Raw genomic sequence first — 9754 nt, forward strand, 5'->3', positions numbered from 1 at the left:
ATACGTTAGCATATTTAGTCATTGATCAAAAATAAAAAAAGGCAGTGTTTATACACTGCCTTTTAATAGATTGAATGCTATATTACTTACGTTGCTGATTTTTCAAGTAATCTTGAATGCTCATTGGAGAAGAACGCGGTGATGAACTTGGTGCATTATTCACATCATTTTCAGCATTTTGACGCTTATTAATTGCTGGAACGTCATCTTCATCTACAGATTGTGCAGATTGAGTTGCTGTATGACTTACAGTATTACGCTTTCTTGGTTCTGCATCAGCTGCATTACGTGTTAAACCAGTTGCAATCACAGTTACACGTAATTCATCACGCGCATCTGGATCAAATACTGTACCGTAGAAAATCTCGCCTTCATCAAGGTCAACAATTTGGTTAACCACATCAGTAATGATTTCAGTTTCACGTAACGTGATGTCATCACCACCTGTAATGTTAATTAACACGCCTTTTGCATTAATAATATTCACATTATCAAGTAGTGGACTACGGATGGCTTGTTCAGCAGCTTGACGAGCACGGTCTTCACCACGGCCTAAACCAGCACCCATCATTGCATAACCGCGAGTACTCATTGCAGTTTTCAAATCGGCGAAGTCAAGGTTAATGTGACCACGGTTAACCACAAGGTCAAAGATACTACGTACAGCGTTTAACAATACATCATCTGCCTTTTTATAGGCATCTTTCATTGAAATATCACCATACACGCTTAATAAGCGTTGATTAGGAATAATAATCAATGAATCAACATGTGCTTCAAGCGCTTCAATACCACGCTCAGCAGATTTTTGACGACGACGACCTTCAAAGTTAAATGGCGTTGTTACAACACCAACAGTCAAAATCCCCATTTCTTTAGCAACTTCGGCAACAACCGGAGCTGCACCAGTACCTGTACCACCACCCATACCAGCGGTTACAAATACCATGTCAGTTCCTTCAAGGTGCTGACGAATAATTTCACGGCTTTCTTCTGCGGCAACCTGACCTACTTCAGGGTTAGCACCAGCACCTAGACCACGTGTACTTTGCTCACCTAACTGAATTTTGAAAGGGGCATTCATACAGTCAAGTGCTTGTTTATCTGTATTGGCACAAACGAATTTAACACCCTGAATATCAGACTGTACCATGTGCTGAACGGCATTACCGCCACCGCCACCTACACCAAATACAGTGAAACGGGCTTGACCGTTGCCATCGTTTAGTTCATCTTCTATAAATTCAAATGAGGCCATGACCTTTAGGGTTCCTAATACATTATGGCAGTCACTTCAGCCCGTATACTGCCTTGATTTTCAAAAATAACTAATTTTAAGAATGCTGTGCAATACAAACCTTGTCAAGTACAGTGGTTTTCTCTTACAACTTCCTAACAATTCTACCAATAAATCCATACATCCTAAAAAATGGCTTTAAGTTTGCTATTAAACGCATTCCAGCCATTCACCATTCGTTCCCATACCGAACGGTCATTCCCCTCTTCAGGTTCCTCAACAGCTTCTTGTAATTCGCTTTGGCTAAACATAAGCAAACCAGCTGCTGTCGCATACATTGATCGGCGTAATGCAGCCTGATGCTGATCATCAGCATACACCTGTAATGGTGGATTACCTAAATGAGCAGACACACCCAGCATACGACGAGCCAAACTTACCATACCTTCGATTTGACAAGCATCGCCTGTCAACACTACACCATGATACAGGCCATGGATTGCACCGCTTTGTTCGAGTTCTTCGCGAATCTGGCTAAAAATCTCTTCATAACGCGCAATAATAATTTCTGATAACTCAATACGACTAATCGTTTGAGGGCCATCAATACCCTGAACTTGAATCATATGGTCAGGCTTAACAGCACTTAGATCAACACAGCCATGCAGAATTTTAATGCGTTCAGCTTCTTCAGTAGTTGTTTGCAACACAGCAGCAATGTCACGTGTCACATGCTCACCACCACGTTGTAATGTACGTGCTAAAGCCAAACGGCCATCTAAATAAACTGCCAGGTTGGTAATACCTGCACCGATATCAACAAGACAGACACCATATTCTTTTTCATCTTTCAGCAAACTTGCTTCAGCCGTAGCCAAGCAAGAAACTACCATTTTCTCAACACCAATGTTCGCACCTTTCATAGCACGATCAAGGTTTTGCATAGTGGCAATCGGCATCATCATGAGCTGATAGTGGCCAGTCATGCTGTGAGCAGTCATATTGATTGGGTTTTGGACCCATTCTGCAGAATCACCTAACTCAAACCCGAGTGGCACTGCACTCGCTAGATAGTAGTCTGAAGTCACATGACTTGCTTTTGCTAACTCTAATGCACGGACAACTTCATTGGTTGTAATCACATGTGCTGGGTTAGCAACAGGTGTGCGTCCAGAAGCATAGAAACTTTGCAACTCGGTACTCGGAATAGAGACCCACGCACTATGAATGCGACATTCGGCCATATTTTCCGCTTCAGCAACGGCGTTTTTAATCGCAGCAATGACTTTATCGAGACTTACAATTTTTCCTTTGTTCATGCCTCGATTGCGAGCAGTTGCCATACCGATAACCTGAATGTTATCCGGCGCATGAATTTTTCCAATCAAAACTGAAACTTTATGCGTCCCAATGTCAATCGCAACAACTGAGGGAACAGCTTCACTCATCACTCATACCATTTCTTTGTTGTCTAATACCAGGCAAATTGCCTATTTTAAAGCCACGTATTATGGCTTTGCTTTTGCACCACCTGCAATGCTTGTGTCATCACTCGTTACAACAAACTGACCATTCACAATTTTAGGTGGGGTTGCATTCTTCCATTGAATAGATAATCCATTACGATATCGCAAATCAATGGCTGAGATTTTCGTCCACACAGGTTTTAGGTCAGATTGTGCCAAGTGACTTAAACGTTGCAATTTATTCATTGTTTGATCTTGGTCAACAATAATTCGCAAACCAGAATCAAACTGCATAAACCAAGTCATTCGCTCTGTTAGATATAACTCTTTTAAACGCAAATTAACAGGATGGAATAACTGATTAATTTCATTATAGCGTCGCATCATCATTTTAGACTGGCTTACTGGACCATGTAACAGCGGAAGCTCAGGATGAAGTCTCGGTTCTGCCTCACTAAATACGTCACCACCATCGCTTAATAAGCGACCTGTTCCCCAACGGGCGATCGCATGTCGAGGCATCACACGAACACGAATACCATTTGGCCAGGCACGAGATACGACAACTCGGTCTACCCATGAAATTTCTAATGCTTTATCACGAATCTGCTCTAAGTCAGACGTAAAGTAATTATCTTTTACAATCGGCTGCACATATCGCATCACTTGCTGATTCTCAACCGGAGTTGTTGAACCTACCACCTCAAGCTTTGCGACAGTTGCATCAGTAATAACTTTATATAGACCGTAAATTCCGACCGCCAAGACTAAAAAGGCAATAACCAACAGCACCCATCCGCCAGCATTGGCAAGCTTTTGCTTGCGCGTAGGCGGTTTTTCATGAATGGAGGTAATCGCCGCACGTTTACGGCGCATGGAAGCCGGAAGTTGTGCCATATTTAAGCCGTACCTTCCAATGTTTGCTCAAGAATTGCAACACACAATTCATCAAAGCTATAGCCCACGGCTTTAGCAGCTTTTGGCACAAGTGAATGGCTGGTCATACCCGGCACAGTATTTACTTCTAGAAGCCAGAAATTACCTTGCTCATCCTGCATTGCATCAATACGGCCCCAACCTTCTGCACCTACAGCCTGAAAAGCGCGTAAGCATAAGGCTTGTAGTTTTTTCTCTTCGGTTTCGCTAAGACCGCAAGGAATGCCATATTCGACATCATTGCGTTGATATTTTGCTTCATAATCATAAAAAGCAACATCTGCTGGTGGCTGCAAACGAATAACAGGTAAAGGCTGACCATTTAAGAATGAAATCGTAAATTCGCGACCTGTAATCCATTTTTCTGCCATGACAACAGCATCGTGCTGAGTTGCCTTTTCAATTGCTGCTGCAAAGTCTTCAGCTTTTTCAACCTTACTCATGCCTACACTTGAACCTTCATGTACAGGCTTGATAATGACAGGTAAACCTAATTCAGCAATGACTGAGTCTAGATCTGTTTCTTTAGTAATAATGCGATATGGTGCAGTTGGTAAGTCACTACCTTGCCAGATTTGCTTGGTTTTAACCTTATCCATGCCTATTGCAGAACCTTGTACACCCGTTCCTGTATAAGGGATGTTTAACCACTCAAGCACACCTTGGATTTGACCGTCTTCGCCACCACGACCATGCAATACAATAAATGCACGGTCATAGTTTACAAGTTCAGTCACGCTACGGTCTTGCGGATCAAATGCCTCAGCCTGAACACCTGAACGTAACAAAGCGTCCAGAACTGCCTGACCACTATCTAAAGACACAGCACGCTCAGCCGATTTTCCACCAAGTAACACAGCAACTTTGCCGAATTTTGTAGCATTTGACACGTTTAAATCCTTAACCCGATAATTCAATACTTTTTGTTTATTTCACATACAAATGGTGCTGTGCAAGTTCTACTGAAATTGCTCCAACGTTACCTGCACCTTGCGTTAATAACAAGTCATTTGGTTGTAACACATTTTGCATGATGTTTTGCAAATTACCTTCAACCGGATCAATTAAAATCGGCTCAACCTGACCACGCAAACGAATACTACGCGCCAAAGTACGGCTATCTGCGCCAACAATTGGTTTTTCTCCAGCCGGATAAACTTCTAGTAATAATAATTGGTCGACTTGAGATAAAACTTCAATAAAGTCATCAAAACAATCACGAGTACGAGAGTAACGATGTGGTTGGAAAAGCATCACTAAACGACGGTCAGGATGACTTTGACGAGCAGCTTTAATCGTAGCTTCCACTTCTTTAGGGTGATGTCCATAGTCATCGACTAATTTCACATTACCTTCACCAAGCTCAAATTCACCTTGTACTTGGAAGCGACGTCCAACACCACTAAAGCCTTTTAATGCACGACTAATTGCTTCATCAGAAACACCTTCATCAGTTGCAACACCAATCGCAGCCAACGCATTTAAAACATTATGTAAACCAGGCTGATTAATGGTTAAACGCAACGGCTCACGGCCTTTACGCAATACCGTGAAGTGCGAACGCATGCCATCTTGTTCTACATCAATTGCACGGATGTCATTATCTTCGTTAAAACCATAAGTAATAACTGGACGACCTACACGCGGCAAAATCTCACGAATATTTGCGTCATCACCACAAACTACAGCTAAGCCATAGAATGGCAAGTTATGAAGGAACTGTACGAAAGTATCTTTTAATTTATCAAAACTGCCTTCATAAGTGTCCATATGGTCAGCATCGATGTTGGTCACAATCGCTGCCATTGGCTGCAAATAAAGGAAAGATGCATCTGATTCATCGGCTTCAGCTACGATAAAACGGCTTTCACCTAATGCAGCATTTACGCCTGTACTATTAAGCAAACCACCGATCACATAAGTTGGATCAAGGTTTTCTTCAGCCAACATGGTCGTTAAAAGACTTGTGGTTGTCGTTTTACCATGTGTACCAGCTACAGCAATACCATGACGGTAACGCATAAGCTCACCTAGCATCTCTGCGCGGCGTACGATTGGGGTACGTTGCTCAATTGCGGCTTTCACTTCCGGGTTTTCTGGATCAATAGCCGTTGACACAACAAGCACATTAGCGTTTTTAATATTTTCTGCTTCGTGTCCAATATAGACCTTAATGCCATTTTCTTCTAATTGTTGCGTGGTTTTTGAAGCTTTAATATCTGAACCGGAAATTTTATATCCTTGGTTAGCTAACACCTCAGCAATACCACACATACCTGCACCGCCAATACCCACAAAATGAATATGTTTGATACGGCGCATTTCAGGCACTTTAATCAATTTTTTTGCTTGGTTTGCAGCTGTTGTTGGAGACATAGTAAATCCGATTACATTTTTTGAATAAGATCAACCACATGCTGAGTTGCATTTGGTTGGGCATGTTGACGCGCTTTCACTGCCATTTCTGTAAGCAATTGGCGGTTCATCAACGTGGTAAACAATTGATTTAAAACTTCTGGTGTCATAGTCGATTGCTGGCAAATTTTTGCAGCTCCGACATCGGCCAGAAATTTGGCATTTGCAGTTTGGTGGTCATCTACCGCGATTGGAAGCGGCACAAAAACTGCTGCAACTCCAGCGGTAGCAACTTCTGTCACAGTTAAAGCGCCCGCACGGCAAATAATCAGGTCTGCTTCGCTATAGGCTTTTGCCATATCTTCAATAAAAGGCAAAACCTGTACAGTTAAATTTGCTGGCGCATCTGCGTACAAAGCTTGAGTTGCCTCAACCTGTTGCTGACCACATTGATGGAAAATATTCAGTGGCACTTGAAGTTGTTTTAATGCCGGAGGTAAACGTTCATTGAGTGCTTTTGCACCTAAAGAACCGCCTACAATTAAAATATTTAAGGGTTTCCCCGCTTGCTCACGCTCATCGTAACGCCACTTTGGGCTTAAGATATCAGTGATCTCACGACGTACCGGATTTCCAGTCGTTACCACTTTTTCGCTAGCAGGAAAAGTATTTGGAAATGCTTCACACACCACTTTAGCCACGCGTGATAACTGTGCATTGGTAAAACCAGCAACCGCATTTTGCTCATGAATGAGAACAGGAATACCTAATAAGCGCGCCGCCAAGCCACCAGGGCCTGCAACATAGCCACCAAAGCCAGCTACCGCGTCAACTTTAAGCTGTTTCATATAGCGCATTGCGCTAAAAGTTGCTTTTAAAATTTTAAAAGGCGCAGCAAGTTTACGGATGACCCCGTTGCCACGTACACCTTGAATATCAATTTGATATATTGGAATATTTTGATCTTTTAATAACCGATTTTCCATACCTGTTGGCGTGGCTAACCATGAAACTTGACAACCTTGCTGTTGAAGTTGTTTGGCTACGGCGAGGGCTGGAAAAACATGTCCACCAGTACCGGCAGCCATCATCATGACATGTTTAGGTTTGCTTTGCTGTGAATCTGTCACGGTCTAATTCTTCAACTCAAAAAACAATGGAAATTGTCATCTATTTTTGTAGCCGTTTATTTTAATCCTAAAGCTTCATTAACGAAAAGCGAATTTCACTCGTTTATAACAGAAAGATGTGCTTTTTTGAAAATATGCCTACAAAGCGCTAGCGTATTTCATATTGTGGTTTTATTAATTGATATATTTTTAGGTGATTTCCCAGCATACGCTTAGGAAATCACTCAAACTGGATTATTGAGCAGGACGACCCGCTTCTAATACGTCAAATAGATCATCGGCAATTGATGTACCAAATTGAGCATCAATTTCACGAATACAGGTTGGGCTAGTCACATTAATTTCAGTCACATAATTACCAATCACATCAAGCCCAACAAATACCAATCCTTTTTCACGTAAGAAAGGCCCGATTTTCGCTGCAATGAGTTTGTCATTTTCAGTAAGTGGACGCGCTTGACCTAAACCACCAGCTGCCAAATTACCACGCACTTCACCATTTTGTGGAATACGAGCTAGACAGTACGGAACAGGTTCACCATTCACCATTAGAATTCGTTTATCCCCTTCTACAATTTCAGGAATATAACGCTGAGCCATAATTGGACGAGTGCCTAATTCTGTCAACATTTCCAATGTAGAACCAATATTTACACCGTCTTGGTATAAACGGAAAATACCCATCCCGCCCATACCGTCAAGTGGCTTAACAATCACATCGCCATGTTCTTTAATAAATTCACGAATCAGGCTCTGCTGTGATGTCACAAGTGTAGGCACTTGTAGCTCTGGAAACTGCGTAGCAAAAAGTTTTTCATTGCAATCACGCAGTGATTGAGGCTTGTTAATAATCCATGCGCCTTCACGCTCAGCTTGCTCAAGCACATAAGTCGTGTAGACAAAGTTCATGTCAAAAGGCGGATCTTTACGCATGAGTACAACATCATAAGCCGCGATTGATTCTTTTTTCTTTTCACCTAACTCATAATAATGATTGTAATCTTCGAAAACTTTTAACGGAGAGATTAGACCGTAGGCTTTACCTTGATCGATATATAAATCTTGCTGTAATGCATAACCTAATTCATGTCCACGACGGCTCGCCGCCCACAACATTGCCATGGTTGAATCCTTTTTCAGATTTACGGTTTCAATCGGATCCATGACGACAAGTACACGCATGCTCAAGCTCTTCTTAAAATTTAAATTAGCATGAGTATAGCTGAGATTTTTCACTCGTTTTTCTTAATTTTAGTAAAACCTTATCGGTTATTTCTTTATCTTGAATTCAGATAAATTCAGTTAAACTAAGGTCATAAAATATTATTTTTTAAAGGCTAAAGATGAAACTTTATCGCTATTTAACAGGCCCTGATGACTCTGCTTTTTGCGCACGAGTGACTAAAGCGCTCAATCATGGCTGGGAATTATATGAAGCACCCACCATGACCTTTAATGGCACTCAAGTGATAGTGGGCCAAGCAATTTGCAAAATGATTGATGAAAACTATGATCCAGAAATGGATATTGTAGATGTGCTCAAAAACAATGCTTAACTCTAAGGGTGTTTTTTAATAATGAAGCACCCTCTTCAAACCTCTATTAATAAATAAAACGGCTTTGTTGCACAAAGCTATTCTTGAAGGCTTCTTCAGTAATATAATTTCCAGATGAAGAAGCCTACACCTAAAATCTATCGTACAACCAATTGGTCCTCGTATAACCAAGCTTTAATCAAGCGAGGAAATATTTCAATCTGGTTTGATCCTAAGACGCAATGGTATGCACAACCACAAGGCAAGCAAGGACGAAATCAAACTTATTCCGATACAGCGATTCAATGCTGTTTAATGATCAAATCTCTATTCCGTCTTTCTTTACGTATGGTTACTGGCTTTGTTCAAAGCCTGATTAAACTCTGTGGCTTGAATTGGACAGCACCAGATTACTCCACCCTTTGTAGACGACAAAAGCATATTGATATTGCGATAAGCTATCAGAAAAGTCATGATGGGTTACACCTACTTGTCGACTCTACGGGTTTAAAGTTTTTAGGTGAAGGCGAATGGAAGCGTAAAAAACATCAGCCTGAATACCGTCGGCAATGGCGTAAACTGCATATTGGTATAGATGCTGAAACACTGCAAATACGTGCCGTTCAGCTTACTACAAATAATGTCAGTGATTCACAAGTACTAGGTGATTTACTGGATCAAATTCCACTAGATGAGCGAATAGATTCTGTCTATACCGATGGCGCGTACGACACGAAGTGCTGCAGAAAAGTGATTTCAGATCGTCAAGCACATGCAGTAATTCCACCCAGAAAGAATGCCAAGCCCTGGAAAGATTCTAAAATAAGTTCAATAGAACGAAATGAGTTACTTCAAACGGTTAAACATTTAGGCAGAACCCTATGGAAAAAATGGTCGGGTTATCACCGTCGTAGTTTGGTGGAAACCAAGATGCATTGCATCAAATTATTAGGTGATAGGCTGACGGCAAGACATTTTCAAAGTCAGGTCAATGAAATTCATGCGCGTGTGGCAGTTCTGAATAGATTTACGGAATTAGGTAGACCTCGCACCCAAGTTGTGTCTTAAATTTGAATGGATTGGGGAGAACTCAGC

At 41.5% G+C, this 9754-nt stretch carries 9 protein-coding genes; 2 read left to right on the forward strand and 7 right to left on the reverse strand.

Annotated features, from left to right (window positions below):
* Positions 1-82: 82 nt before the first annotated feature.
* The 7 genes from ftsZ to gshB all read right to left on the reverse strand — a co-directional run bounded on the left by ftsZ (position 83) and on the right by gshB (position 8306).
* Positions 83-1258 carry a cell division protein FtsZ gene (ftsZ, locus tag J671_RS11020; protein WP_002053783.1) on the reverse strand — a complete coding sequence of 392 codons (1176 nt, stop codon included), beginning with the start codon at positions 1256-1258 and terminating at the stop codon, positions 83-85.
* Between the two features lie 164 nt (positions 1259-1422).
* Positions 1423-2685 (reverse strand): cell division protein FtsA, encoded by a 1263-nt coding sequence (ftsA, locus tag J671_RS11025; RefSeq protein ID WP_002053865.1) that lies wholly within the window; start codon positions 2683-2685, stop codon positions 1423-1425.
* Between the two features lie 60 nt (positions 2686-2745).
* Positions 2746-3600 (reverse strand): cell division protein FtsQ/DivIB, encoded by an 855-nt coding sequence (locus tag J671_RS11030; protein WP_004884912.1) that lies wholly within the window; start codon positions 3598-3600, stop codon positions 2746-2748.
* A 2-nt stretch (positions 3601-3602) separates the two neighbouring features.
* Entirely contained in the window at positions 3603-4529 is a 927-nt protein-coding gene (locus J671_RS11035; protein WP_000063661.1) for a D-alanine--D-alanine ligase, read from the reverse strand.
* A 37-nt stretch (positions 4530-4566) separates the two neighbouring features.
* Complete coding sequence (gene murC / locus J671_RS11040; protein ID WP_004884918.1) at positions 4567-6015, reverse strand: UDP-N-acetylmuramate--L-alanine ligase; 1449 nt, start codon at positions 6013-6015, stop codon at positions 4567-4569.
* 11 nt (positions 6016-6026) lie between these two features.
* Positions 6027-7124, reverse strand: coding sequence for an undecaprenyldiphospho-muramoylpentapeptide beta-N-acetylglucosaminyltransferase (gene murG, locus J671_RS11045; protein WP_000132437.1), 1098 nt, complete (start codon positions 7122-7124; stop codon positions 6027-6029).
* Between the two features lie 234 nt (positions 7125-7358).
* On the reverse strand, positions 7359-8306 hold the full coding sequence (gene gshB, locus J671_RS11050) for a glutathione synthase (RefSeq protein ID WP_006582461.1): 948 nt from the start codon (positions 8304-8306) through the stop codon (positions 7359-7361).
* Positions 8307-8467: 161 nt separating this feature from the next.
* Between gshB and J671_RS11055 the strand changes: the two genes are divergently transcribed.
* Entirely contained in the window at positions 8468-8680 is a 213-nt protein-coding gene (locus J671_RS11055) for a DUF1737 domain-containing protein (RefSeq protein WP_031982276.1), read from the forward strand.
* A gap of 114 nt (positions 8681-8794) precedes the next feature.
* The gene (locus J671_RS11060) at positions 8795-9727 is read left to right on the forward strand and encodes an IS5-like element ISAha3 family transposase (RefSeq protein WP_004812228.1); all 933 of its coding nucleotides are present in this window, start codon (positions 8795-8797) and stop codon (positions 9725-9727) included.
* Positions 9728-9754 lie beyond the last annotated feature (27 nt).

This window comes from Acinetobacter sp. 1130196 (assembly GCF_000588095.1).
GTDB lineage: Bacteria > Pseudomonadota > Gammaproteobacteria > Pseudomonadales > Moraxellaceae > Acinetobacter > Acinetobacter nosocomialis.

Excerpts from the sequence above, each read along its gene's own strand:
- ftsA (WP_002053865.1), bottom strand. The coding sequence starts at position 2,685 with ATGAGTGAAGCTGTTCCCTCAGTTGTTGCGATTGACATTGGGACGCAT.
- gshB (WP_006582461.1), bottom strand. The coding sequence starts at position 8,306 with ATGCGTGTACTTGTCGTCATGGATCCGATTGAAACCGTAAATCTGAAA.
- ftsZ (WP_002053783.1), bottom strand. The coding sequence starts at position 1,258 with ATGGCCTCATTTGAATTTATAGAAGATGAACTAAACGATGGCAACGGT.
- J671_RS11060 (WP_004812228.1), top strand. The coding sequence starts at position 8,795 with ATGAAGAAGCCTACACCTAAAATCTATCGTACAACCAATTGGTCCTCG.
- murC (WP_004884918.1), bottom strand. The coding sequence starts at position 6,015 with ATGTCTCCAACAACAGCTGCAAACCAAGCAAAAAAATTGATTAAAGTG.
- J671_RS11055 (WP_031982276.1), top strand. The coding sequence starts at position 8,468 with ATGAAACTTTATCGCTATTTAACAGGCCCTGATGACTCTGCTTTTTGC.
- J671_RS11030 (WP_004884912.1), bottom strand. The coding sequence starts at position 3,600 with ATGGCACAACTTCCGGCTTCCATGCGCCGTAAACGTGCGGCGATTACC.